This window comes from Pseudoalteromonas sp. AS71 (assembly GCF_038900275.1).
Classification (GTDB): domain Bacteria; phylum Pseudomonadota; class Gammaproteobacteria; order Enterobacterales; family Alteromonadaceae; genus Pseudoalteromonas.
Genome location: NZ_JBBMQZ010000002.1, coordinates 140735 through 165388, shown reverse-complemented (window position 1 = coordinate 165388; position 24654 = coordinate 140735). Strand labels below are relative to the sequence as shown.

General features: G+C 39.3%; 25 protein-coding genes. 16 read left to right on the top strand and 9 right to left on the bottom strand.

All coding sequences use genetic code 11. The features are described from left to right. Position 1: 1 nt before the first annotated feature. Both WNY98_RS02700 and WNY98_RS02695 read right to left on the bottom strand, forming a co-directional pair. Positions 2 to 1018 (bottom strand): lytic murein transglycosylase, encoded by a 1017-nt coding sequence (locus WNY98_RS02700; protein ID WP_342877056.1) that lies wholly within the window; start codon positions 1016 to 1018, stop codon positions 2 to 4. Next, positions 1011 to 1298 (bottom strand): YcgL domain-containing protein, encoded by a 288-nt coding sequence (locus tag WNY98_RS02695; RefSeq protein ID WP_024598153.1) that lies wholly within the window; start codon positions 1296 to 1298, stop codon positions 1011 to 1013. The genes WNY98_RS02700 and WNY98_RS02695 overlap by 8 nt, the downstream gene beginning before the upstream one ends. 155 nt (positions 1299 to 1453) lie before the next feature. Between WNY98_RS02695 and minC the strand changes: the two genes are divergently transcribed. The 3 genes from minC to minE are packed head-to-tail and all read left to right on the top strand — an operon-like array spanning position 1454 to position 3238. Beyond that, positions 1454 to 2158, top strand: coding sequence for a septum site-determining protein MinC (gene minC, locus WNY98_RS02690; protein WP_024598152.1), 705 nt, complete (start codon positions 1454 to 1456; stop codon positions 2156 to 2158). A 5-nt stretch (positions 2159 to 2163) separates the two neighbouring features. Then, the gene (minD, locus tag WNY98_RS02685) at positions 2164 to 2973 is read left to right on the top strand and encodes a septum site-determining protein MinD (protein ID WP_007583272.1); all 810 of its coding nucleotides are present in this window, start codon (positions 2164 to 2166) and stop codon (positions 2971 to 2973) included. 1 nt (position 2974) lies between these two features. Further along, positions 2975 to 3238, top strand: a complete 264-nt coding sequence (gene minE / locus WNY98_RS02680) for a cell division topological specificity factor MinE (RefSeq protein ID WP_004334706.1) — start codon at positions 2975 to 2977, stop codon at positions 3236 to 3238. Between the two features lie 316 nt (positions 3239 to 3554). On the opposite strand, the gene rnd is transcribed toward minE, so the two are convergent. From rnd to WNY98_RS02665, 3 genes are all read right to left on the bottom strand, one after another. After that, the gene (gene rnd, locus WNY98_RS02675; protein ID WP_342877055.1) at positions 3555 to 4685 is read right to left on the bottom strand and encodes a ribonuclease D; all 1131 of its coding nucleotides are present in this window, start codon (positions 4683 to 4685) and stop codon (positions 3555 to 3557) included. Between the two features lie 51 nt (positions 4686 to 4736). Further along, positions 4737 to 6389, bottom strand: coding sequence for a long-chain-fatty-acid--CoA ligase FadD (gene fadD, locus WNY98_RS02670; RefSeq protein ID WP_342877054.1), 1653 nt, complete (start codon positions 6387 to 6389; stop codon positions 4737 to 4739). Positions 6390 to 6504: 115 nt separating this feature from the next. After that, a complete protein-coding gene (locus WNY98_RS02665) occupies positions 6505 to 7356 on the bottom strand; it encodes an alpha/beta hydrolase (RefSeq protein WP_342877053.1) in 852 nt (283 codons plus the stop codon). A gap of 414 nt (positions 7357 to 7770) precedes the next feature. Between WNY98_RS02665 and WNY98_RS02660 the strand changes: the two genes are divergently transcribed. Further along, entirely contained in the window at positions 7771 to 9060 is a 1290-nt protein-coding gene (locus tag WNY98_RS02660) for an alkaline phosphatase (RefSeq protein WP_342877052.1), read from the top strand. Between the two features lie 95 nt (positions 9061 to 9155). On the opposite strand, the gene WNY98_RS02655 is transcribed toward WNY98_RS02660, so the two are convergent. The 3 genes from WNY98_RS02655 to WNY98_RS02645 form a co-directional block, all read right to left on the bottom strand. Continuing rightward, positions 9156 to 9485, bottom strand: a complete 330-nt coding sequence (locus tag WNY98_RS02655) for a hypothetical protein (protein WP_024598148.1) — start codon at positions 9483 to 9485, stop codon at positions 9156 to 9158. 68 nt (positions 9486 to 9553) lie between these two features. Next, positions 9554 to 10255, bottom strand: a complete 702-nt coding sequence (gene tsaB, locus WNY98_RS02650) for a tRNA (adenosine(37)-N6)-threonylcarbamoyltransferase complex dimerization subunit type 1 TsaB (RefSeq protein ID WP_024598147.1) — start codon at positions 10253 to 10255, stop codon at positions 9554 to 9556. A 9-nt stretch (positions 10256 to 10264) separates the two neighbouring features. Then, complete coding sequence (locus tag WNY98_RS02645; protein WP_342877051.1) at positions 10265 to 12181, bottom strand: ATP-dependent DNA helicase; 1917 nt, start codon at positions 12179 to 12181, stop codon at positions 10265 to 10267. 343 nt (positions 12182 to 12524) lie between these two features. Here WNY98_RS02645 and WNY98_RS02640 point away from each other — a divergent pair, with 343 nt between their 5' ends. Further along, positions 12525 to 13808: a sodium:proton antiporter gene (locus WNY98_RS02640; RefSeq protein WP_170071463.1), complete on the top strand. Its 1284-nt coding sequence runs from the start codon at positions 12525 to 12527 to the stop codon at positions 13806 to 13808. A 283-nt stretch (positions 13809 to 14091) separates the two neighbouring features. After that, on the top strand, positions 14092 to 15948 hold the full coding sequence (locus tag WNY98_RS02635) for a cytochrome c/FTR1 family iron permease (protein WP_342877086.1): 1857 nt from the start codon (positions 14092 to 14094) through the stop codon (positions 15946 to 15948). 112 nt (positions 15949 to 16060) lie between these two features. Here WNY98_RS02635 and WNY98_RS02630 read toward each other — a convergent pair whose 3' ends face one another. After that, positions 16061 to 16294 (bottom strand): hypothetical protein, encoded by a 234-nt coding sequence (locus tag WNY98_RS02630; protein WP_342877050.1) that lies wholly within the window; start codon positions 16292 to 16294, stop codon positions 16061 to 16063. Between the two features lie 419 nt (positions 16295 to 16713). On the opposite strand from WNY98_RS02630, the gene hisG reads away from it, so the two are divergent. The 10 genes from hisG to WNY98_RS02580 all read left to right on the top strand — a co-directional run bounded on the left by hisG (position 16714) and on the right by WNY98_RS02580 (position 24636). Then, the gene (gene hisG / locus WNY98_RS02625; protein ID WP_342877049.1) at positions 16714 to 17613 is read left to right on the top strand and encodes an ATP phosphoribosyltransferase; all 900 of its coding nucleotides are present in this window, start codon (positions 16714 to 16716) and stop codon (positions 17611 to 17613) included. 5 nt (positions 17614 to 17618) lie between these two features. After that, the gene (gene hisD / locus WNY98_RS02620; protein ID WP_024597350.1) at positions 17619 to 18920 is read left to right on the top strand and encodes a histidinol dehydrogenase; all 1302 of its coding nucleotides are present in this window, start codon (positions 17619 to 17621) and stop codon (positions 18918 to 18920) included. Beyond that, the gene (gene hisC, locus WNY98_RS02615; RefSeq protein WP_342877048.1) at positions 18910 to 20019 is read left to right on the top strand and encodes a histidinol-phosphate transaminase; all 1110 of its coding nucleotides are present in this window, start codon (positions 18910 to 18912) and stop codon (positions 20017 to 20019) included. Before hisD ends, hisC begins: the two co-directional genes overlap by 11 nt. Beyond that, positions 20016 to 21077 carry a bifunctional histidinol-phosphatase/imidazoleglycerol-phosphate dehydratase HisB gene (gene hisB, locus WNY98_RS02610; RefSeq protein ID WP_007580650.1) on the top strand — a complete coding sequence of 354 codons (1062 nt, stop codon included), beginning with the start codon at positions 20016 to 20018 and terminating at the stop codon, positions 21075 to 21077. The genes hisC and hisB overlap by 4 nt, the downstream gene beginning before the upstream one ends. Then, positions 21074 to 21664 carry an imidazole glycerol phosphate synthase subunit HisH gene (gene hisH / locus WNY98_RS02605; protein ID WP_002960265.1) on the top strand — a complete coding sequence of 197 codons (591 nt, stop codon included), beginning with the start codon at positions 21074 to 21076 and terminating at the stop codon, positions 21662 to 21664. The genes hisB and hisH overlap by 4 nt, the downstream gene beginning before the upstream one ends. 33 nt (positions 21665 to 21697) lie before the next feature. Then, positions 21698 to 22432 carry a 1-(5-phosphoribosyl)-5-[(5-phosphoribosylamino)methylideneamino] imidazole-4-carboxamide isomerase gene (locus WNY98_RS02600; RefSeq protein ID WP_342877047.1) on the top strand — a complete coding sequence of 245 codons (735 nt, stop codon included), beginning with the start codon at positions 21698 to 21700 and terminating at the stop codon, positions 22430 to 22432. Beyond that, complete coding sequence (gene hisF, locus WNY98_RS02595; protein WP_002960269.1) at positions 22414 to 23193, top strand: imidazole glycerol phosphate synthase subunit HisF; 780 nt, start codon at positions 22414 to 22416, stop codon at positions 23191 to 23193. The genes WNY98_RS02600 and hisF overlap by 19 nt, the downstream gene beginning before the upstream one ends. Next, a complete protein-coding gene (gene hisIE, locus WNY98_RS02590) occupies positions 23184 to 23798 on the top strand; it encodes a bifunctional phosphoribosyl-AMP cyclohydrolase/phosphoribosyl-ATP diphosphatase HisIE (RefSeq protein ID WP_007376299.1) in 615 nt (204 codons plus the stop codon). Before hisF ends, hisIE begins: the two co-directional genes overlap by 10 nt. A 108-nt stretch (positions 23799 to 23906) precedes the next feature. Next, positions 23907 to 24446: a hypothetical protein gene (locus tag WNY98_RS02585; protein ID WP_342877046.1), complete on the top strand. Its 540-nt coding sequence runs from the start codon at positions 23907 to 23909 to the stop codon at positions 24444 to 24446. 1 nt (position 24447) lies between these two features. Continuing rightward, complete coding sequence (locus WNY98_RS02580) at positions 24448 to 24636, top strand: DUF1289 domain-containing protein (protein ID WP_165723885.1); 189 nt, start codon at positions 24448 to 24450, stop codon at positions 24634 to 24636. The last annotated feature ends 18 nt before the right edge of the window (positions 24637 to 24654 follow it).

Here is a 24654-nt window from a genome sequence, read left to right as displayed (position 1 = left end):
ATTAGATTTTTGGATAACCAATTCTATCCGACAAATAACCTACGCTAGTAGCGAAGTAATACGAGCGATTCCAGTGCATAAACACTTTGTAGTTATCGTACGCTAAGTACATCCGGCCATTTATATCATCAGGCATAACCAGTGCAGCACGTACGTCTACATTAGGTAAATCAGAACCATCAGCTTTACGAACTCCTAGTGCTTGCCAATCAGCTAATGAGCGCTCTGAGTCATTCCAATATTCTAACCACTGCTTACGTGTTTTAGTACCGCGTACTAAAACGTATTTACTGTCAAAGTTTTCAGGTAATTGAACTTGGCGACCCCACGTAAGAGAGTCGTTCCACCCTTCTTGCTTTAGGTAATTAGCAATTGAGGCAAAAGCATCTTCCTTTGTAGTCCAAATATCTTTGCGACCATCATTATTGTAATCAATCGCATAAGCGTTGAACGATGTAGGCATAAATTGTGTTTGCCCCATAGCACCTGCCCACGACCCTTTAAATTTATCTAAGGTAATGTGGCCCGATTTTAAAATATCCAGTGCAGCCCAAAGCTGGCGTTTATAAAGCGCTTCTCGGCGTCCATCAAAAGCAAGTGTAACAAGTGAAGAAATAACATTGTGCCCACCTTGAATAGTGCCAAAGTTACTTTCAAGTCCCCAAAGTGCCACTATAAAACGAGCTTGTACACCAAACTCTTTAGCAACTCGTTCAAGCACATCTTTATTTTCTGCATAAAGCTTGCGGGCGCGGTCAATTTTCCATTGTGGTACACGTTTTGGCAAATAAGTTTCAAGCGTTTCTTTTACTTCTGGCTGGTTTTTATCAGCCGACACCACTTTTTCTTTATACGTTGCTGTTGCAAACGCATCATCAATAAGCTTAGTTTCATAACCTTTAGCTATAGCTTCTTGCTTTAAATTAGTTAAATATGCTTGAAACTCGGCTTGTGTTTTAGCCATTACAGAGCCGCTCAAGCAGACTCCACATAATAAAACGGTCAGTTTTTTAATCACTATCAACTCCATTTTCTTTTCGTAATTGGCTTAGCAAGTTTTCCTCTGGCGGTGGAATTTGTAAATAGAAGCCTTTATCAGGATTTGATAATGCTGCTTTTACAGTTTCTAAATCGGCCCCACCTAAACGTTCACGTTTTGCTAAGTTTATGATCATAACGTAATGAGGTTGACCAAACATGGTCATTAAAGGTTCCGGAACTTTACTAAAATCATCTCTTTTTTCAACAAATAAGAAGGTATCCGCTTTTTTCTTACTTTTATATACAGCAGTGAGCATTATGACCCTATAAATTCTTGCTTAACAATGCCGCACACTATAACATGAGAGTAATAATAAGTTAGAAAATTTAGATTAGAAATTTCAATAAAGGCCTTATTCAGCCTACGTTTATCTAACATTGATTTTTAATCAGACAATTCAATTGAGCGTGTATGTCGGACCAAATTTTTGAGTTAAAAGGGAATCTTTTTACGTTATCAGTTTTGCACCTTTATAGTACTGATATAGCCCTTCTAGCAGAACAGTTGTATATAAAAATAGCCCAAGCACCTAGATTTTTTGAGGGTGCTCCTATTGTTGTTAACTTACTTGAAGTTAAAAACAGCCCACTCGATTTTGTGCACTTAAAATCGTTGATTGAGCGTATGAGCTTTAATGCGGTTGGTGTGTGTAATGGTTCTGATGAACAACATGCCCAAGCTAAAGCGGCTGGTTTATCTGTTTTAAACTATTCACAAGACGTTAAGAGCGAACCTGTTAAACAAGAGGCTAATACGTCTATTGTAGAAAAAACAGTGCATTTGCCGGCTCAGATTATTAGCGGCACCGTTCGTTCTGGCCAACAAGTTTATGCAAAAGACCGTGATTTAATAGTACTTGGTGCAGTAAGTCACGGCGCTGAAGTAATTGCCGATGGTAATGTACATATTTATGGCACGTTACGCGGTCGCGCTATTGCAGGCGCAAAAGGTTTTAAAAAAGCACACATTTTTTGCCAAAAACTTGAAGCCGAATTGGTTTCAATAGATGGTAACTACTGGATCAGTGATTCACTACAAGGTGAACATTGGGGAAATGCGGTGCAAATACAACAAAAAGACGAATCATTAGAAATTTCAGCTTTGGTTAAAGGATAAATCTCATGGCAAAAGTAATTGTCGTTACCTCTGGTAAAGGCGGTGTTGGTAAAACAACATCAAGTGCTGCAATTGGCACAGGCTTAGCATTAAAAGGCTATAAAACAGTTATTATCGACTTTGATATTGGTTTACGTAACTTAGATTTAATTATGGGTTGTGAACGCCGTGTTGTTTATGACTTTGTAAACGTAATAAATGGTGAGGCAAACCTTAACCAAGCGCTTATTAAAGATAAACGTGTAGATAAATTATTTTTACTACCCGCTTCACAAACTCGTGATAAAGACGCATTAACACGTGAAGGTGTTGAACGCGTACTAAACGAATTAAAAGAAGACTTTGATTACATTGTATGTGATTCACCAGCAGGTATAGAAGCTGGCGCTATGATGGCAATGTACTTTGCTGACGAAGCAATTGTAACAACAAATCCAGAAGTGTCGTCAGTTCGAGATTCGGATCGTATTTTAGGTATTTTACACAGCAAATCAAAACGTGCTGAAGAAGGCCTAGAAAACATTAAAGAACACTTACTATTAACACGCTATAATCCTAGTCGTGTTGAAAAAGGTGAAATGCTATCGGTAGAAGATGTGCAAGATATTCTGTCAATCCCACTATTAGGTGTTATTCCTGAATCGCAAGCGGTATTAAGTGCTTCAAACTCAGGCCAACCTGTTATATTGGATACAGAATCTGATGCAGGCCAAGCTTATTCTGATGCAATTAACCGCTTACTAGGTGAAACCGTCGATTTTCGCTTCTTAGATGTTGAGAAAAAAGGCTTATTTAAACGGATTTTTGGAGGTTAACGTGTCTTTACTTGACTACTTCCGCTCAGAAAAGAAAAACAGTGCGTCACTAGCAAAAGAGCGATTGCAGATCATTGTCGCGCACGAGCGTTCTCAACGAGGAACGCCGGATTACTTACCACAATTAAAACAAGACATTTTAGATGTGATCCGTAAATACGTGAACGTAAGTACCGATGCAGTTCAGGTTCAGTTTGATCAGAACGAAGACGATTTAGCCGTACTTGAGCTAAACGTTACACTACCTGATGAAGAAAAGAAGTAATTGAAGAAAGGGCGCTTTATAAGCGCCCTCTTTATTTTCGCAATAACTTTCTAAATACCTACGTTTAAATCCCCTTCGTGCAACTAAAAATTTTTAACTATGTAACACAAAAACTATAGATAATACCAATTCGCTTAATTAAGTGCTCTATTTTGAGGATCGAAAAACGTGTTGATAGCTAGGCAAAAAAATCGCTATTTAGTTGTTCTAAAAGAGATTTTTTTAACACAGGTAACGACACGTTTAGCGCCGCAAAATGATTAAGTATTATTGCGGATTGGTATAAGTATTACACAGTTAAAGAAAACATTTAGCCTTAAGTATCCCATTCTTTTAAAGCGTCTTTAACATAGGTATATCGCCAAGAACTAAATAAATCTGGCTTTATATGACTCTGCTTTTGCTCATTAGTTAGCTTCCAATTCCAACTAATCAATTGATTTACCTGTTTTTTAGAGGCCATAACGTCTTCTGGTATATTGTGCTCTTTAGCTACTTTAGTGATTTTTTGTTTTATATCTTTTGCTACTTTTTTATAAGTAGGAAAATCAATTAAGCGCTTAAGTACATCAGGATGCTGAGCATCAGGAACTGCTTTGGCAACTTCAATACACTTTATTATATCTACACCAGAGCGATTAACTTCAATTGCTTCAACTCCTGGAATTTGACGTAGAGCGTTTAAACTTGAAGGACCACGTTTGGCGATTTCAGTCATGTTATGTTCTTTTAACACAAAATTAAGCGCCAAATTTTTCTTGATAGCTTTATTTCTTCGCCATACAGCAAGCTCTTTTAACACCGCTAATTCGTGCGGTTTAAGTTGCCATGCATTTTTAATATCTTTATATAAAAGCTCGTCGGGTGTTTGAAATGCACGTTTTTTTGCAATCAATTCACTTTCGTTTATTACAATGTCAAAGAAACCAGCCGCATTGATACGGTCGATGATCTGCTCAAAACACGGTAATAAGTAAAAAGTATCAGCAGCAGCGTAGTCTAATTGTTTTTTTGTTAACGGACGTTGCAGCCAGTTAGTGCGTGACTCGCTTTTATCTATTTCAATACCTTGCAGTTCTTTTACCATAAGAGCAAAGCCCATACAGTTACCTTCACCGAGTAACTGCAACGCAAATTGTGTATCAAATAATGGAGCTGGAACGAACCCTGCGTACTTTTGAAAAACTTCAATATCTTCAGAAGGAGAATGCAGTACTTTTAAAACAGCAGGATCTTTAAGTATTTCCCAAAAATCAAATAGTGAAAGTTCAGCTAATGGGTCAATAAGCGCTAAATGCTCACCATCAAAAACTTGGATAAGTGCAACTTCTGGATACAAAGTGCGACGACGCATAAACTCAGTATCAATAGCTAAAATAGGCTTATTTTTTATTTGTTCAACAAAAGTATTAAGTTGATTTTGGGTTTCGATCAATTGGTATTGCACTTAATCTCCTACAATAAAAAAGCCGACATATGTCGGCTTTTTTATAGGTTGCTAATCTTTCAAGGCTCTTCGGAGTATCTTACCTACGTTAGTTTTAGGTAACTCATCCCTAAACTCTACCAGTTTGGGGACCTTGTAATTAGTTAAATTATCACGACAGTGACTTATTATATCTTTTTCAGTTAAAGAAGGGTCTTTTTTCACAACAAAAACTTTAACTTGTTCACCACTTACATCGTGAGGAATACCAATAGCTGCTACTTCAAGCACACCTTCGTGCATAGCCACTACTTCTTCAATCTCATTAGGGAAAACATTAAAGCCAGATACAATGATCATGTCTTTTTTACGATCTACAATAAAGAAGAAACCTTCGTCATCATAAGTCGCAATATCACCTGTAGCAAACCAGCCATCTTTTAAACATTCAGCTGTTGCATCTGGACGGTTATAATAACCAAGCATTACTTGCGGGCCTTTAACACAAAGCTCGCCAGGTTCACCTTTAGCGGCTTCTTCGCCATTATCTAAAACTAATTTAATATCAGTGTTCGGTGCAGGTAAACCAATAGAGCCATTATATGCTTTCAAATCAAAAGGACTAATAGTAACTAAAGGAGAACATTCTGTAAGGCCATAACCTTCCATCAGTTTTGACCCCGTCACTTTTTGCCATTTTTCAGCAACAGGACGTTGAACGGCCATACCGCCACCCAAAGACATTTTTAAATGGCTAAAATCAAGTTCAGCAAAACCTGGTGTGTTTAATAAACCATTAAATAATGTATTAACACCGGTAATAGCTGTGAAATTGTGTTGACCCAGCTCTTTAACAAACCCTGGCATATCTCGTGGGTTTGTAATTAATATGTTTAAACCGCCGTACTTCATAAACGTTAGGCAGTTAGCTGTTAAAGCAAATATATGATAAAGCGGCAGTGCAGTAACAACGACTTCTTCACCACGGTTTAACACTTTGTCTAAACAACCTGAAACTTGCTCAAGGTTACCTACCATATTGCCATGGCTCAGCATTGCCCCTTTAGATACACCTGTTGTACCACCGGTGTACTGTAAAAAAGCAAGATCAGATAAGCTCATTTCAGGACGCTTATATTTAGCTTCATCTGCAGCTAAAACGTCTGAAAATTTAATTGTGTTAGGTAAGTTGAACTTTGGCACCATTTTTTTAATGTGCTTCACAACAAAATTAACTATGTGCTTTTTAAGCCCGCCTACCATGTCACCTACTTGCGTTACTACTATATGTTTAACATCAGTATGGGCAAGTGACTTTTCAAGTGTGTCAGCAAAGTTTGCTAGGATGAAAATAGCAGTAGTGTCAGAGTCTTTTAGCTGATGCTCTAATTCACGCACAGTGTAGAGAGGGTTAACATTAACAACGACACAACCTGCACGTAAAACACCTAAAATTGTGACTGGTGTTTGTAGTAAGTTAGGCATCATTACGGCAACTTTGTCGCCTTTTTTAAGACCTAAGTCATTTTGAATATAGGAAGCAACTTTTTTTGTTGCTGTATCTATTTCATCGTAAGACATCGTTTTACCCATATTCGTAAATGCAGGTAAATCGGTGTAGTCACTAAAACTTTTTTCGAACACTTCGAGTAACGAGTTGTAATGCTCAGGATCGATTGTTTCAGGCATACCCTCTGGGTAGCGCTTAAGCCAGATTTTTTCCACTCTTAGCCCCTGTTTATAATTATATTTTTATTAACCTTAATCTAAGTAAGGCGCTTTAACAATTGAGCAAATACTCTAATGCAGGAATAATCCCACACTTAACACATATTTACAATTAACATGCACCATTTTGCAGCATAAAGTCTTGAATATGCTCAAAACAGTGTTCACTGCTTTGCATGTGGCAATGATGCCCACCATTTACATTAATGACCTTCAAGCTATTGTAATAACTAATATACTTTGCCAAATTTTGTTTTACAAACGAATAACCTTCGTTACCTAAAATTAATTGACATGGTGCAATTAAATCTTTTATTGCACCAATACATTGCGCTTCATCAAACCTAAAACCTGAGTGATTTTTGAGCTTTGGATCTGTTGTTAGCACAAAACCATCTGAAACCTGTTTAATATTTCGTTGCATTAAGAGCTTAATAAGCTCGCTATTCAAATCGGTTGTTTGAGCACGTGCTTCATAAATAAGTTCTTTCGATTTATAAATTCTCGACTTTTTATTTTTTAAACGCGCTCTATTTAGTACTGCACTTTGTAACTGTTCACACACACCTTCACTAGGGGTTGTAACACAACCAATTCCCTCAATAAAGGTAACAGACTTTACATAATCGCTAAAGCAGCTAGCAAAAAGTCCTGCAACCATAGCGCCCATGGAATGACCTACTAAATGTACTTTTTTAACACCAAGGGCATTTATAAGTTGGTACACATCATCAATATAATCAACAAAATAATAGTGTGCATCATCACTTCGCCAAGATGATAAACCGTGCCCGACAAAGTCAATACAGTACCACGTATGCTTTGGGTTAACGTTGTTTAACATTGGCATAAAGCTATGGCAGTTGTCTAACCACCCATGCAACGCTATTACTATTTCGTTCCCTGAACCTACTTTTAAGCCATGGATATTTAAATTATTGGTTTCAATATTAAATGGCTGCACGGTAAGTCCTTTATTAATTTAGAGCATCATTATTTATAGCATACAAGTTGTCAGACCACTAACTTAGAAAATGGTGCCAAATTCACGATTTAATTATCTTCGTGATGAAAAAAGAAGCAAAGCATAATAATTAAACATAGCATTATTAATAACTTAAACTAAAAACAACAAACTAACCGTTTTTAACAAGCTTGCTTTGTATGTATTTTAAACAATTTAAAGATGACGGCATTGTATATACTTAACTTATAACTAGTATAATTTAAATAAATAGAACTAACTGCGTTAACTATAATTCTATGTATACAAAATCAAAGTATAAATTATAAATATCTCAGATATTCATTTATTTATCATCCTATCTGTATACAATATCAGCGGCTATTAAATAAGGTACACTCATAAGGTACAACCATGAAAAAACAGATCAGCTTATTGGCACTTTTATGCACCGCTTCTGGTGCTTACGCAGAATCAGCACCTAAAAATGTAATTTATATGATTGGTGACGGCATGGGTCCGGCTTACACCACGGCTTATCGCTATTTTAAAGATGACCCTGCAACAAAAGAAGTAGAAGGCACGGTTTTTGACACTATTTTAAAAGGCATGGCTCACACCTACCCTTATGACCATACTTATGTAACAGACAGCGCAGCGGGTGCTACAGCGCTTAGTAGCGGCCATAAAAGTTATAATGGTGCAGTTGCTGTAGATACAGATAAAAAGCCAGTTAAAACCATGCTTGAAATGGCAAAAGAGCGCGGTATGACAACTGCGCTTGTTGTAACGTCACAAATAAACCATGCAACACCTGCTAGCTTTACAGCTCACAATGAATCTCGTTACAACTACGATGATATTGCCAACGATTATATTGATAATAAGATTGCTGGTAAATTACCTGTTGATTTAATGCTAGGTGGCGGTACTAAATATTTTATTCGTGACGACCGTAATTTAGTTGAAGAATTTAAAGCGGCAGGTTACCAATACGGTGACGATATTAATAATCTGGGACAAATTACACAAATACCTGCCATAGGTTTGTATGCAAGCAAAGGCTTGCCATTTGCCCTTGATATGAATCCAACTCGCCTTACTCAGTTAACATCTAAAGCGCTTGGTTTACTAGATAACCAGAACGAAGAAGGCTTTTTTGTGATGATTGAGGGCAGCCAAATTGATTGGTGTGGTCACTCTAACGATATAGCGTGTGCGATGGCTGAAATGGACGACTTTGCTAAATCAATCGAAAAAGCAAAAGCGTACGTTGATAAAAATAAAGACACTATACTTGTAGTTACAGCCGATCACTCAACGGGCGGCTTAACTATTGGTTCGCACGGCCAATTTAAATGGGAAACAGACGTAATTAAAGGTGTTAAGGCAACGGCTAGTAAGTTAACAGACAAACTTATGGAGTCTAAAGATTTAAAACCAGTATGGACTGCTAACACCAATATTGAATTTACAACTGAAAACCAAATCAAACTTGAGCAAGCTAAAAAAATGGGCGAAAAAGCGCTTAATTTAGCTGTTAAAAGTATTATTAGTGATGCAAGCTTTACTGGCTGGACAACTGGCGGACACACTGCGGTAGACGTTCAAGTATTTGCCTATGGCAAAGGCAGTGAGCAATTTATCGGCTCACAAAATAATACTGATATTGCAGATAAGCTGATTGGCTTTATTGAACAGTAAGTTTCACCTCGTTTTGAACACAAAAAGCCCGAACACATGTTCGGGCTTTTTATTGAATTTTATCGCTGTATTTATCTAAAACGCTCAATTAAGCTTTAAGCATATATATCAACGCCTATTAAATTTTGTACTTCGGCTCTGCGTTCTAAATTAGCAAATTCAGTATAAGTAGAAATCGCTTTACTTACTTGAGCTGTCGGTTGATCGTAAATTGTTTGGCTGTATTCATTGCTTTTAGCACTGCTTTTAAACAGTTGATTAGCTAGTTCGACGCCCTCGACACTGCTTTTTACATAATCGGTATTCGTTTTTTGAGCAGCCGGCTGGTCTAATAAACTCTGTGGTTTATTAGTAACAACTTTAGCAGGGCTAACCCTACCCGGAATATCTCCGGTAAAAAAACCTGAACCAATAGGCAGCGTCATTACGCGTCTCCAACCTTAATATTGCATAAAATTATGATTTAAAAACAACCAATTTGCAAATAATATGATTACTCACGCCCTGGTAGCTTTTTCCACGTTACCGTATCTCGCACATATTTAGGTTGAGCGTCACTCGCTTTTACAACGTCACCCGCTAAAAGCGCGGCTTCAACATGCGCTAACATATAACGCGCATCAGGCAATGTAATATCAGTATTAATTGTCACATTTTCAAAGTCATTTAGCGCATCAGGATAGGTTTTAAAGCCCGTGCCCACAGCTACAGATGGCTCAGTGGTCGCTATATAGTCATTATTTAGTAAATCAGGTTTTATAACGCATTCTTGGTTAACTAAAAGCATTAGATTATTTTGCACTTGGTAATGTGCAAAGTATATCTCCCCCATGCGGGCATCTATGCTTGGGTAAACACTAAGGCTACCGTTTTGTTCAAACGCTTGTTGCGCCATAATAGCCAAAGTAGACACACCTACAAGCGGCAAATTAGTTGAATACGCTAAACCTTGCGCTATAGCTACACTAATACGTACACCAGTAAAACTGCCCGGGCCTTGTCCAAAACCAATGACATCTAAGTCTTTTAATTTACAGTTTGCTTTAGTTAATAGCTCATCCACAAGTGGAAGTATTTTTTGGCTATGTTGCTGCGGACATTCTTCAAAATGATGAAACGTTTGGCCCTGAAAATGTAAAACAATTGAAAGTGCTTCTGTTGAAGCATCAAGGGCAAGAATATTACTTTTGATCATTTTAGTACTCTAGTTAATTTGTTTTAAAAATGTATTGGCATCTTCTAAGCTTCGCGTGCGGCGCATCGGCGGTAAGCTTTTTAAAAATACTTGGCCATATTGGCGTGTAACTAAGCGATTATCGCATATTACAAGTACGCCTTTGTCTTTACTATCTCGAATTAAACGCCCTACACCTTGTTTTAGCGCAATAACAGCCTGCGGTAATTGTATGTGTGAAAAAGGGTCTTTTCCCTGCATTTGGCAATCTTGCATTTTAGCTTGTAGCAATGGATCGTCAGGAGCTGCAAATGGCAATTTGTCTATAATAACACAGCTTAACGTGCTGCCGCGTACATCAACTCCTTCCCAAAAAGAAGCCGTGCCGAGTAATACCGCATTACCATGGCGGGTAAATTTCTCTAAAATAATACGCTTAGACATTTGCCCCTGCATATAAACTGGGTAGTCTATTTGTGTAGTGAGCCCTTCGGCCACCAAGTGCATCATTCGATAGCTCGTAAATAATACAAAACAACGCCCTTGTGCTGATTTTATAAGCTCAAGCGTGAGTTTTACAATTGCGTGCGGCATATTATCAGCGTGCGATTCGGGTAAGTAACGCGGTAAACACAGCAGCGCCTGATTAGGGTAATCAAACGGACTATCTACCATCATGCTTTGCTTTGGTTTTAAACCAAGGCTTGCATTAAAGTGCTCTAGCTTGTTGTCGACCGAAAGAGTTGCCGATGTAAATACAAAGCCTGCGCCCGTGTCTTGCATCATTTGAGCAAATTTAGCTGATACATTTAATGGCGTTATATTAATAGTTAAATAACGGCGGGTTGTTTCATACCAGTAACTAAAACCAGTTTGAGCCGTATCAAAAACCCGTTCTAACTGCCCTTTAAATGCCAATGCACGCTCAAACGGGTGCTCTATTTTATCGCTTCTATCCAAACAAAGTTTGAGTACTTGATAGACAAAGTCTAAATCACTAATGACGCGGTGGAGCGCCGCACATATTTGTTTATCGCTTAGCTTTTCTCGCCAATCGCCTCTACTGCCATCAACACCAAACTGCAATCGTAAATCAGCAACGCTCGTCTCAAGCTTATTTAAACTTTTACCAAGTTGTAGCATATCGGGTATTTCGGCTCTATATATAGCACGTAAATCATTGATTAAATCCACCAGCTTTTTAGTGCTTACACTCTCACCAAAATAATCACTGGCAATTTCACTTAACTGATGCGCTTCATCAAATATATAAGCATCTGCTTTTGGCATTAGCTCAGCAAAGCCACTTTCTTTTACAGCCATGTCGGCAAAAAACAAATGATGGTTAATAACAACCACATCGGCATCGGCCGCAGTTAAACGTGCTTTGCGTATATAACAGCTTTGAAAGTCTGGGCATTCTTTGCCTAAGCAATTATCCGCTGTTGAATTTACATAAGGCAGTACTTTGGCATCATCCTCTATACCAATACAATCAGCTAAATCGCCTGACTGTGTTTCACTTGCAAACTTAGCCACCATAGCTAGTTGATGCATTACGTCGGAGTCATCAGTAGGCACATGTGCAACATGCTGATTAAGTCGATAGGTACATAAGTAATTGGCACGCCCTTTTAATAAGGCGGTTTTTTTAGAGGCGCCAAGCGCTTTCACTAATTGAGGTAAATCGCGGTGGTATAACTGCTCTTGCAAGGCTTTTGAGCCTGTCGATATTATCGTTCGGCCTTTTGATTTAAGTGCAGGAGCTAAATAGGCAAACGTTTTACCCGTACCAGTACCTGCCTCAACGACCAATTGCGAACTGTTTTTTAATGCATCTGCAACAGCTACTGCCATATCAATTTGAGGTTGGCGAGGCGTATATCCATCTAACGATGACGCCAAAGGTCCGGTTGCACTAAACAGCTGTTTGATAATACCAATCACTTTAAAGTAAATAATAGCGGGATTTTACGTAAGCAAAGCATTAAGGGCAAGCAATTACAAAACCCACTTTTATTTTGTAGGTTAACACGGCTTTATTTTCCGACTCTAGAGAGTAATTTATTATTCAATTTTACAATATATCCTGTATTTATAACGTACATTTAATTTAATAATGACAATATTTACAAAGCCACATTTCTTATTAACCATTACTGAAAATAATCCTTATTTAAAGCTATATAAAGGCATAAATACTGTGACTCTCAAATATTACAGGAGTACCATACTCGGGTTTATAATCCTCCTTTTTGTGTGTCGTTTAAAAAATAGTTAAGGTTAATCAATGAATGCTTGGTACCTCATTTGTTTTCTCTCTGCAATTGCAATATTTATAGCCTTTGCAAACCAGTACATCCTCAAAATGCAAACTACCATTGCCATTACAACCGGCTCTGTGGTTATTTCTTTATTACTGATCATTGCCGTTAAATTATTAGGCGATCAGAACGCATTAGCAATGACCCAAATTGTTTCCAGTATTAATTTTAACGAGTTGCTACTTAAGGGCATGTTGGGTTTTTTACTCTACGCGGGTGCGCTTGAAATAAACCTACTAGCCCTGCGTAAGCAGCGATGGGAAATTACTGCCCTGGTATTATTTTCAACCATCGTGTCCACATTTATAGTGGGTTATTTAAGCTTTTATTTATTCCCCGTTTTTGGTTTTGATGTTCCTTTTATTTATTGTTTATTGTTTGGCGCGCTTATTAGCCCAACTGACCCTATCGCTGTACTTGCTATTATTAAACAAATGCGAGCGCCAGAAGGTATATCGGTTCAAGTAGAAGGTGAGTCGCTATTTAACGACGGTATTGGTTTAGTAATATTTACCACTATATTTTCTGTTGCTTTTTATGGCACAGATGCACAATTTGGTGACATAGCAGAGCTATTCTTTGTTGATGCAATAGGGGGCATTGCGTTTGGTTTAGTCATTGCATTAGTTGGCCACTTTTTAATTATTAATAGCCGCGATGTAAATATTCGTCTATTAATTACCTTAACTATCCCAACTGCAGGTTTTGCTGCAGCAAATATTTGGGAAATATCTGGCGCACTTGCCATGGTAACGAGCGGCATATTAATGGGTAATATTACCCGCACCAAAGCAACCGAGCGCACGGGGCCTGAAGACACGCGCTACGTAAAAGATTTTTGGCATGCAACCGACAGCTTTTTAAATGCCCTACTGTTTTTAATAATTGGTATGTTGATAGTCACTATGCCAATTACCCTTGGCGAAATTGGTTTAGGTTTATTAATGGTGCCGGCTGTATTACTTGCACGCTTTATAAGTGTAGGCGCACCATTTGTAATTTTTAAACGCTTTAGAACTTACGATAAACACAGTGTTAAAATTTTGACCTGGGGTGGACTACGTGGTGGCCTTGCTCTGGCAATGGCAGCAGCAATCCCACGCGAGCAAGTTTTTGTAGGCGGCTCTGACCTACATAACCTAATAGTAATTGTTACTTACGTAGTGGTTATATTTTCTATTATTGTACAAGGCTTAACTATTTCGCCGCTTATTCAAAGCAGCATTAAGTCAGCTGAGCAAGCAAAGTAATAAATGCTTTACCTGCAACACATTCAGTAACCAAGTTATTAAAAAAATCACTTGGTTACTGTTACTCACGTGTTACAAAAACACTTTAAAGTTCTACAAATTGTTATCCTTTTTATTTATCTGCTTTGTTTAAATTAATCCGCTTGAAATGCAAATGAAAACAATTATAATTTTGGCTTTTCCTCTACAGGGCTTTTCGATGTCCATAAATAATTCTCACATGTTTCTAAATTTGGTTTCTCTGGGCAAACGACAATTTCAATGTTTTTTTATGCTTTTTATAATGGTCATGGCAAGCTTTAGTGTTTCAGCCTCGCCTAATGAGCAAACAAAAATAAAACAAATTGCACAGCTTGCAGAGTATGTAGGTGTTGATTACGTGGCAGCTGTTGGGAATGGTGAAATACTCGACCCCGACGAATATCAAGAAATGACTGAATTTTCGAACGTCATTATTGACCAAGCTGGACAGCTATCAAGCCAAACAAATGAGTTTGGTACAGTAAAGGCACAAGCTAAAGCCCTGCATTCAGCAATTGCCAATAAAGCAAGTGTTGCCGATGTACGTGCAACAAGCTCAGCGCTTCGTGAGTCGCTACTTACCTTTATGCCGCAACTATCGTTACCTACATCACTACTTCCTGTTGAGCAAACCAAAGCGCTTTTTGCTGCTAACTGTTCAATGTGTCACGGCCCAAGTGGTCAAGGAGACGGCTCGCTTGCAAAAGACTTATCGCCAGAGCCTACCAACTTTACCGATGAAGAACGCGCAACTAACCGCTCATTAATGGGTTTGTTTGACGCTGTTAGTAACGGTATTAACGACACGCCAATGGTTGCTTTTACTCAATTTAATGAACAACAACGTTGGTCTTTAGCTTTTTATGTAGGTAGCTTGGCATTTAAAGATGTTCAAAAACCACAAAATTTAGCGCAAAACATTACCGCTTCGCAGATTGTAAACTTAAATCCAGCACAATTGTCGGCAGGTCAAAGTGAAACACAAGCACATTACGTTAAATGGCTTCGTGGTAATCCAGAGCAACTATTTACCGGTAAAAAGAATCCGATAACGGTTACCCGCACGCAGTTACTAGCAGCGCAAGCCGCGCATGCTAAAGGCAATTACTCACAAGCAAGTGATTTAGCAATTAGCGCTTACCTAGATGGCTTTGAACTTATTGAAAACAACTTAAATGCCTACGACGAAACACTGCGCAAAAACATCGAAGTACAACTGATGAACCTGCGCCAAACATTTAAAAACGAGAAAGATGCAGCCATCGTTGGCGAAAAAGTAAGTGCAGCGCTAGCTCAACTCGCTAAAGCAGATAGCATGCTAAACGAAACTAAACTAACTGATGGTGCACTCTTCTCAGCAAGTTTGGTTATATTACTACGCGAAGGCCTAGAAGCACTCCTCGTTATTATTGCCCTTATGACCGTACTTATTAAAACTAAACGCCAAGATGCGCTTAAATATGTACATGTTGGTTGGGTAACCGCACTTATTGCAGGTGGTTTAACGTGGACTGCGGCGCAAACATTAATAGAAATAAGTGGTGCAAGTCGCGAAGTAATGGAAGGTGCTGGAGCATTGTTTGCAGCTGTAATATTGCTGTATGTTGGCGTATGGATGCACAGTAAAACGAGTGCACAGCAATGGCAAAAATACATAAAAGACAATATAGATAAGCGTCTTGAGTCGGGTACATTATGGGGTTTAGCAGGGCTTTCTTTTATTGCCGTATACCGTGAAGTATTCGAAACCGTGCTGTTCTATCAGTCTTTATTAACACAAAGCTCGCCTGCTCAATATTCATCTATTGCATCGGGTTTTGCCATAGCTGTAGCAATACTGGCTATTATTACGTGGGTATTAATTAAATACTCAATTAAATTACCGGTTGCTAAGTTTTTTGCAATTACCACTTACCTATTATTTGCACTCTCGTTCGTGCTTATGGGCAAAGCAGTTATTGCACTGCAAGAGGCCGATATAATAGGTATTGCTTCACTGCCAATTAGCTTTGATATAGCATGGCTTGGTATAAAATCGACATGGCAAGGTATTGTGGCTCAGGTATGTGTGTTCGCAATATTTAGCTTTTATATATTTAAAAGCAAAAGCCAAGAGTAATGCCAATCTGCTTAAGAGTTTAAGCTAATTGGCATAAGTAAAATACCTAGTAAAAAGGCCCGCAAGGGCCTTTTTGATTTGATTGCTTATGTATTTAGTAAAATTGCTGTTATCAAGCCCATGTATCTAAATGGGGGTTTTCGTCATCATCTAAGTTGGACTTTTTACTATTTTGATCATCAAGCATATTGAGCTTTTTCTTTTTTTGTAACTCACGCCTTTTTTTATTCTCTAGCTTAACTTTTTCAGCGGCAGTCCCACTTTGCACTCCTGCAATATGGAATGCTCCTTTAGACTCAACTTCTAGCCTGGTTATTCTTCCTAAATAAGGGATCATAATATCCATGCGTACTTCCTTATTTTTTCATTTTATTCATTAACCACTTGGTTTGAGTGATAAACAACCAATTATTGGCGAAAATCGCGCTTATTATCTTAATATTATCGACAGTTATAACATATGCTTTAATTAAGCTAAAAAAAACTTGCCATAATATAGCTGTTTATGTTTTTATGAATGCGAAATTTATTTAAACAGATAACAATTGCACGTTCACAAAATAACGGGCAGTTAAATAGGATAAAAAATGCGCTTAAACCTGACAACAGTACATCATCACCACCATTCACCGGAATAACCTGTCAGGTCTTTCGCTGAGAGGTTATTCCTAAAAGGAACCTCTGGCGATTCAAATAACATTGATTCATTTTCGCCCTGAGGTTCCCCTCGGGGTTTTTAGTTTTTAAATTAAAGGAAAATGAATAATGAACAACAGTAATCGTCTACGTATCGCCATCCAAAAAGGCGGCCGCCTATCAAAAGATTGTCAAGATCTGCTTAAACAGTTAGGTGTTAAACTTAACCTTCGTGAACAACGCTTAATTGCACACTCAACTAATATGCCAATTGACGTACTACGTGTGCGCGATGACGACATTCCGGGTTTAGTAATGGACGGTGTATGTGACCTAGGCATAGTTGGCGAAAACGTACTAGTAGAAGTTCAAGCAGAACGTGAACGCCAGGGTGTTCCAAGTGAAGTAACCAAACTTTCAAAACTAGACTTTGGTTACTGTCGTCTTGCACTTGCATGGCCTCAAGAGCTTGGCGCTCGCGATAAGAGCTGGTTTGAAGGCAAACGTATTGCTACTACCTACCCAGAAATTTTAACTCAGTGGTTAAAGCGCGAAGGCATTAACGCAGGTACAGTAATGCTTACGGGTTCTGTTGAAGTAGCACCGCGTGCAGGTTTATCTGATGCAATTTGTGATTTAGTATCTACCGGCGCAACACTTGAAGCTAACGGCTTAATTCAAGGCGAAACAATTTTAGAATCAAACGCGTGTTTAATTCAAAATAAAGATCTTCAAGATGCTGACAAACTAGCACTAATCAATAAGCTTATGCCGCGCTTACGTGGTGTTAGACAAGCTAAAGAAAGCAAATACATCATGCTACACGCACCAAAAAACAAACTTGATGAAATTTGTGAAATTTTACCAGGTTCTGGTCAACCTACTCTACTTGCCCTTGCTGGTAACGATGAATACGTAGCACTTCACATGGTAAGCAGCGAAACATTATTTTGGGAAACAATGGAGCAGTTAAAAGCCCTAGGCGCTAACTCTATTTTAGTTATGCCAATTGAAAAAATGATGGAGTAAGTACCATGCTTCGTTGGAATGAGGAATCTTCACAAGTACAAGCAGCGGCGCTAATGCGCCCTGCAGTTTCTGTAAGCGCAAAGGTTGAAGCTATATGCAAAACTATTTTAGCTAATGTAAAAGAGCAAGGCGATGAAGCCTTACTTAGCATGGCCAAAGAGTTTGATAATAGAGCTAACCCACGTTTGCGCGTACCGCTAGATGAAATTAACGCATCTGAGCAAGCATTAAGTGCTGAGCTTAAATACGCAATTGACACCGCTTATGCAAATGTTAAACGTTTTCACGAAGCGCAGTTGCCAAAAGATATTAAATTATCAACCCAACCAGGCGTTGTATGTGAACTGAAATATCAAGCCATCGAAGCAGTCGGTATTTATGTACCCGGTGGCAGTGCACCACTGCCATCGTCGGTTATTATGCAAGGTGTATTAGCACAGTTAAGCGGCGCTAAAACCGTTGTACTAGCTACGCCGGTACAAGGTGATAAAGCAATTAACCCTGCTATTTTATATGCAGCTAAGTTATGTGGCATTACTACTTTGATAGAAAGTGGTGGCGCAGGCGCAATTGCAGCAATGGCTTATGGCACCGAATCGGTTCCTAAAGTAAACAAAATTTTTGGCCCAGGTAATAGCTTCGTAACAATGGCTAAACAGCTCGTTGCGCAAACTATCCCAGGTATGGCAATTGATATGCCAGCAGGTCCTTCTGAAGTATTAGTTATTGCAGATGAACGTGCAAACCCAGAATTTATAGCCGCCGATTTACTCTCACAAGCAGAGCACGGCGCAGACTCGCAAGTTATTTTATTATGTAACAGCGAAAGTATTATAGAACAAACTCAGCAGGCACTTACACGCCAGTTAGCTAATTTGAGCCGCAAAGAAACAGCCGAGCAAGCGCTCGCTAATTCTTCACTTATTTTGGTTGATTCTGTTGAGCAAGCATTTGATGTATCGGCGCAATACGGCCCAGAGCATTTAATTTTACAACTAGGCGATGCAACACCTTACCTAGATAAAGTTAAAAATGCAGGCTCAGTATTTGTAGGTGACTACACACCAGAATCTGCAGGCGATTACGCATCGGGTACTAACCACGTGTTACCAACATATGGTTACAGTGCAACTTACTCGAGTTTAAACTTGCTTGATTTTTTCCGTACATACACAGTGCAAACAATTACTAAAAGTGGTTTAACGCAGCTTTCAAAAGCAATTTTACCACTTGCAGATGCAGAAGGCCTTGATGCCCACGCTAATGCGGTTTCAATTCGTTTAGAGGCAATTAAAAATGAGCAATGAGAGCGCACAAGCGTCTAGCTTATTACCTAAGAATATTGCAGCCCTTGCTGCATACAGCTCTGCAAAAAGTGAAAAGCTAACCGGTACAACGTGGCTAAATGCTAACGAAAGCCCGTATGCTAAAAATCTTGAACTGAGTATTGAGGATTTAAATCGCTACCCTGATCCACAACCGCAACTGGTTATTGACCGTTACGCCGCTTATACAGAGCTTGAAAGCGAAAATGTATTAATGACGCGCGGCGCAGATGAAGGCATTGAGCTTTTAGTGCGCACATACTGTGAGCCAGCTAAAGATAGTATTGCGCTATTTTTACCAACCTACGGTATGTACAAAGTTACCGCCGATACACACAACGTTAGTATTAACGCGCTTACCCAAGAATTATTATTAAGTGGCAGTGTTGATGAAATAGTTGCAGCTGTTGGCAGCTCAAAACTGGTATTTATTTGTAACCCAAATAATCCAACTGGCAGCCTAACACCACTTGATAAAGTAAAAGCGATTGCAACAGCACTTATGGGTAAAGCACTGGTTATTGTTGACGAAGCCTATATAGAGTTCTGCCCAGAGCAAAGCGCCACAAAACTTATTAATGAGTTTAGTAATGTAGTGGTTCTGCGCACGCTTTCTAAAGCCTTTGCGCTAGCAGGGCTCAGAACGGGCTTTACCCTTGCACAAGCAGCAACACTAGCGCCAATTCGTAAAGTCATTGCGCCGTATCCGGTATCAGGCGTTGTAGCAAGTATTGCAGCGCAAGCAATTGCACCCGATGCAATTACATCAATGCGCCGCCAAGTCACTATTTTAAATAGCTTAAAAGCTAAGTTGGTAGATTGGCTAAACGCCTCCCCTGCTGCATTAAAAATTCTCACTGGTGAAGGTAACTTTGTTACTTTAAAATTAGCCGATAAAAACTACTTTAAAATTGCACTTGAGCAAGGTTTGGTTATGCGCGCTTTTACACTATACGGTGAAGACGACTGGCTACGAATTTCAATTGGTAGTGAACAAGAACTTGAACAAGTAAAAATTTGGTTAGATGGCTTACAAACGCCGGCTACCGCAGCATCTTTAGCAGGAAACGAAGTATCATGAGTAACCCCTATTTATTTATAGACCGCGACGGCACTATTATTGAAGAGCCAATTACCGACAAACAGGTAGATAGCCTTGAAAAGCTAGCATTTTTACCTGGTGTTATTCCTGCGTTATTACAATTACAAGCCGCAGGTTACCGTTTAGTAATGGTGTCTAACCAAGATGGTTTAGGCACAGATAGCTTTCCTACTGCTGATTTTGACATAGCACAAGACAAAATGATGGACATAATGCAAAGCCAAGGCATTAGCTTTGACGAAGTATTAATTTGCCCTCACTTTAACGAGCAAAACTGCGATTGCCGTAAACCTAAAACCGGATTACTTACCGAGCTTATGCGCTCAGGCAAAGTAGATTTAGCACGCTCTTTTGTTATTGGCGACCGCGAAACTGATATTGGCCTTGCTCAAAACTTATGTTGTGAAGGTATTTTATACGACGGCGATTGGAGTGCGATAGTAACTAAATTGACTACCGCAAACCGCGAAGGTCGTGTTACACGCAACACTAAAGAAACCCAAATTGATGTAGCCATAAACTTAGATCAAACTAAAAATGGCAGCATAGACACCGGACTTGGCTTTTTTGATCACATGCTTGATCAAATTCGCACCCACGCAAACATTGGTTTAAACATTAAAGCTAAAGGCGATTTACACATAGACGAGCACCACCTTGTTGAAGACATTGGTATTGCTCTTGGTGTCGCACTTAAACAAGCGCTTGGCACTAAATCGCAAATTGCACGCTATGGTTTTGCCCTTCCTATGGACGAGTGTAAAGCTGAAGCACAAATTGATTTATCGGGCCGTGCATCATTTGTATTAAACGCTAACTTTAGCCGCGAAAAAGCAGGCGACTTAGACGTACAAATGGTTGAGCACTTTTTCAAAAGCTTGAGTGATAACGCCGCTATTAGCCTTATTTTATCGGTAAGCGACGGTAACTGTCATCACCAAGTAGAAGGTTTATTTAAAGCGTTTTCACGTGCTCTTCGTATGGCAGTGGCACAAGACACGACCCAACAAACAGCCAGCTCTAAGGGATGTTTATGATTGCCATAATTAATACCGGTTGTGCCAATATAAATTCAGTACGCTTTGCGTTTGAACGCTTAGGGCAAACACCAACAGTAATTACTTCACCAGAGCAATTAGCGGGTTTTGAGCGCGCTATATTGCCAGGTGTAGGCCACGCGTCGGTTGCTATGAAACGCCTAGTAGATAACGGCTGGCAACAAGCTATAAATGAATACCAGCGCCCGCTTATGGGCATTTGTTTAGGTATGCAGTTACTGTGCGAAAGCACCGAAGAAGGTAACGTACAGTGCCTAGGTAAAATACCAGGGCAAGTAAAAGCGCTTGATGTAGGCAATTTAACGTCGCCGCATATGGGTTGGAATAACTTAAGCGTTAACAAAGAGCATGCATTAACTAAAGGGCTAACGCTTGATGAGCAAGTGTATTTTGTTCACAGCTTTGCGCACACCGTAAACGACGCCACACTAGTGAGCGGCGAATATGGTCAAACCTTTTCAGCCATTGTTGCTAAAGACAATTACGCAGGCATGCAATTTCACCCAGAGCGCAGCGCAAAAGTTGGCGCACGTTTATTACAAAATTTTGTTGATTGGCAGTTATAAACTGCCCATTAACTAACAAAAAAGAGATTATTTGTGATTATTCCAGCATTAGACGTATTACAAAATCAAATTGTGCGCTTGTACCAAGGTAAATACGACACAGCACAGTTTTACCCTTTCGAACTTGGTGCACGTTTAAAAGAATACGCCGACAGTGGCGCAGGCAAGTTACACCTTGTTGATTTAGAAGGTGCACGCGATCCAAGTAAAAAACAGTGGAAACATATTCAAGCTGCAACCAAAGCACTTAACGTACCGTACCAAGTGGGCGGCGGTATTCGCTCAGAGCAAGATGTAAGTGATTGGCTAAAAGCCGGTGCAAACCAAGTTGTTATTGGTTCAATGGCAGTAGAAAAACGCGAACAAGTAAAAGCCTGGATTGAGCAATTTGGCGCAGAGCATTTTGTAATTGCTCTTGATGTAAATAAAACAGCCACGGGCTGGGCACCAGCAACGCACGGTTGGTTAAGTGAATCTGAATTTGGTTTACTTGAGCTGGTAGATTTTTATGTAAGCTTAGGTGTTATTGATTTTTTATGCACGGACATCAGTAAAGATGGCACCATGACGGGTCCATCGTTTGAGCTTTACGAAGATTTAACTCGCCATAACAGCACAATTAAAGTGCAAGCCTCAGGTGGCGTAAGCTCACTAGATGACATTAAAAAGCTTATAGAGCTTGGTGTGGGCGGCGTTATTTTAGGTAAATCATTGCTTGATGGCGCATTTAGCGTTGAGGAGGCACTGGCATGTTATCAAAACGCATAATCCCGTGTTTAGACGTTAAAGACGGCCAAGTAGTTAAAGGCGTAAAGTTTAAAGGCCATGAAATAGTTGGCGATATTTTAACAATGGCTAAAGCCTACAGCGAAGCTGGCGCCGATGAACTGGTTTTTTACGAAATCAGTGCAAGCGTTGAAAAACGCCTACTTGATGTAAACTGGGTAGAGAGCATTGCACGTAATATCGATATTCCATTTTGTGTAGCGGGCGGTATTAAATCAGTGGCTGATGCAGCGCGGGTACTTGAGCGCGGCGCAGACAAAATAAGCATTAACAGCCCTGCTATTGCGCGTCCTGAACTTATTAAAGAATTACACGATGAGTTTGGTAAGCAATGTGTTGTAGTCGGCATTGACAGCTTTTTTGATGAAATTACCGGCGAGTATTTAGTTTACCAATTAACCGGCGATCCTAATGCATCAAGCCGTACGCGCTATAAAACACAAGAATGGGTTAAACGCGTACAAGACCTAGGCGCAGGCGAAATTGTATTAAACTGTATGAACCAAGATGGCGTTCGTAACGGTTACGACAACGAGCAACTAAGTAAAATTCGCGAGCTGTGTGACATTCCTTTAATCGCCTCTGGCGGTGCGGGTAGTATGCAAGATTTTGTTGATGTATTTAAACAAAGCAAAGTAGATGGTGCATTAGCTGCCAGCGTTTTTCATAAAAATGTGATTAACATTGGCGAACTAAAACAATTTTTAACAGATAACCAAGTGGCAGCAAGATTATGCAAGTAACACAACAAAACCAAGCTCAGGTCGATTTCGCTAAAAGTGACATGATCCCTGCGATTATTCAAGATGCCCGCTCTGGTGTTATTTTAATGCAAGGCTTTATGAACAGCGAAGCACTCGCTGTTACGCTTGATACCAATAAGGTAACGTTTTACTCGCGTTCAAAATCGCGTTTATGGACTAAAGGCGAGTCATCAGAAAACTACTTAAACGTAGTATCTGTGCATACAGATTGTGACTACGATTCAATTTTAGTACTTGCCAACCCAGAAGGCCCAACGTGTCACTTAGGTACACAAAGCTGTTTTGGTGATGAAGCAAAACCAAGTTTAAGCTTTTTAGCACAGTTAGAAGATGTGATTGTTGCGCGTAAAAATGATGACCCTGAAAAAAGCTACACAGCGTCATTATTTGCAAAAGACTTAAGCCGTAGTTGTCAAAAAGTAGGTGAAGAAGGCGTAGAAGTTGCCCTTGCCGCTATGAAACACGATAACGATGAGCTAACAAACGAGTCTGCTGATTTAATTTATCACCTGACTGTATTACTACAACGCCAAGGCTTAGCCCTTGAAGATGTAGTTAAATGCTTGCAAGGTCGCCATAAATAGCATTAGTTGTGACTAACAAAGAGGCTCATATTTATATGGGCTTTTTTATTTTTACAGTAAATCACGTGTGATATAGTGCGTGGCTAAATTAATCGGTTACTGTGAACTATGAAAAACTATATTATTCCTTCTATTGTCGCGTTTATTTTAGCGGGCTGTACCAGCAAAACTAATCAGACTACAACTACAACAACCACTATTACTACAACGAATCAGTCTGTAAAAACCACAGTAACACCCGACGAATGCAGCACCATAAATAACCTTATAAGCAGTTATGAGTCTGGTTTTAATTCAATCAAAACAGATAAAGTAAATAACCAGTTTACTAATCAATGGCGTACTAGTGCTCATATGATTGGAGCAAACTGTACGGTTACTTTAAATAAGTCAGAGCAAGCAAGCTACCAATGCCAAACACCTGTTAAAACACAAACGCAAACAATAAAGTCTCATCAAAAACTGGCTAAGCAATTACGCCAATGCTTAACCAAAACAGGTTGGTTGGAAAGCCAAAAAGAAACAGCAAGTTCAATTTACAGCACCTTTGTACTTGATACTAAAACCCCAGTCATTACACTTGCTACTAATCAAGAAGGTAACGGGTTTTCTTCTCGCTTTGAAATTGCACCACCACTAGGACTTTAATATGCGCCAATTAAATCAAAACAAAAAACAATCTAAATTTAAAACTGATTGCCTAGGAATATGCGAAAGGCGCAGCGGTTACTGCACCGGTTGTGGGCGTACTAACGAAGAAATTTTTGATTGGATAATATTATCTGAAGATGAAAAAAAAGCGATTTTAGAAACACCACGAGCAGACGCTAACTCATAACAAATAAAGCCCCTTAAT

Bases quoted from the DNA above. Each gene is read 5' to 3' on its own strand.
- minD (WP_007583272.1), top strand. From the start codon at position 2,164: ATGGCAAAAGTAATTGTCGTTACCTCTGGTAAAGGCGGTGTTGGTAAA.
- WNY98_RS02630 (WP_342877050.1), bottom strand. From the start codon at position 16,294: ATGGATATTATGATCCCTTATTTAGGAAGAATAACCAGGCTAGAAGTT.
- hisIE (WP_007376299.1), top strand. From the start codon at position 23,184: ATGCAAGTAACACAACAAAACCAAGCTCAGGTCGATTTCGCTAAAAGT.
- WNY98_RS02635 (WP_342877086.1), top strand. From the start codon at position 14,092: ATGGTCATGGCAAGCTTTAGTGTTTCAGCCTCGCCTAATGAGCAAACA.
- hisD (WP_024597350.1), top strand. From the start codon at position 17,619: ATGCTTCGTTGGAATGAGGAATCTTCACAAGTACAAGCAGCGGCGCTA.
- WNY98_RS02695 (WP_024598153.1), bottom strand. From the start codon at position 1,298: ATGCTCACTGCTGTATATAAAAGTAAGAAAAAAGCGGATACCTTCTTA.
- WNY98_RS02660 (WP_342877052.1), top strand. From the start codon at position 7,771: ATGAAAAAACAGATCAGCTTATTGGCACTTTTATGCACCGCTTCTGGT.
- WNY98_RS02640 (WP_170071463.1), top strand. From the start codon at position 12,525: ATGAATGCTTGGTACCTCATTTGTTTTCTCTCTGCAATTGCAATATTT.
- minC (WP_024598152.1), top strand. From the start codon at position 1,454: ATGTCGGACCAAATTTTTGAGTTAAAAGGGAATCTTTTTACGTTATCA.
- WNY98_RS02580 (WP_165723885.1), top strand. From the start codon at position 24,448: ATGCGCCAATTAAATCAAAACAAAAAACAATCTAAATTTAAAACTGAT.
- hisC (WP_342877048.1), top strand. From the start codon at position 18,910: ATGAGCAATGAGAGCGCACAAGCGTCTAGCTTATTACCTAAGAATATT.
- hisF (WP_002960269.1), top strand. From the start codon at position 22,414: ATGTTATCAAAACGCATAATCCCGTGTTTAGACGTTAAAGACGGCCAA.
- WNY98_RS02585 (WP_342877046.1), top strand. From the start codon at position 23,907: ATGAAAAACTATATTATTCCTTCTATTGTCGCGTTTATTTTAGCGGGC.
- WNY98_RS02655 (WP_024598148.1), bottom strand. From the start codon at position 9,485: ATGACGCTGCCTATTGGTTCAGGTTTTTTTACCGGAGATATTCCGGGT.
- hisG (WP_342877049.1), top strand. From the start codon at position 16,714: ATGAACAACAGTAATCGTCTACGTATCGCCATCCAAAAAGGCGGCCGC.
- hisB (WP_007580650.1), top strand. From the start codon at position 20,016: ATGAGTAACCCCTATTTATTTATAGACCGCGACGGCACTATTATTGAA.
- tsaB (WP_024598147.1), bottom strand. From the start codon at position 10,255: ATGATCAAAAGTAATATTCTTGCCCTTGATGCTTCAACAGAAGCACTT.
- hisH (WP_002960265.1), top strand. From the start codon at position 21,074: ATGATTGCCATAATTAATACCGGTTGTGCCAATATAAATTCAGTACGC.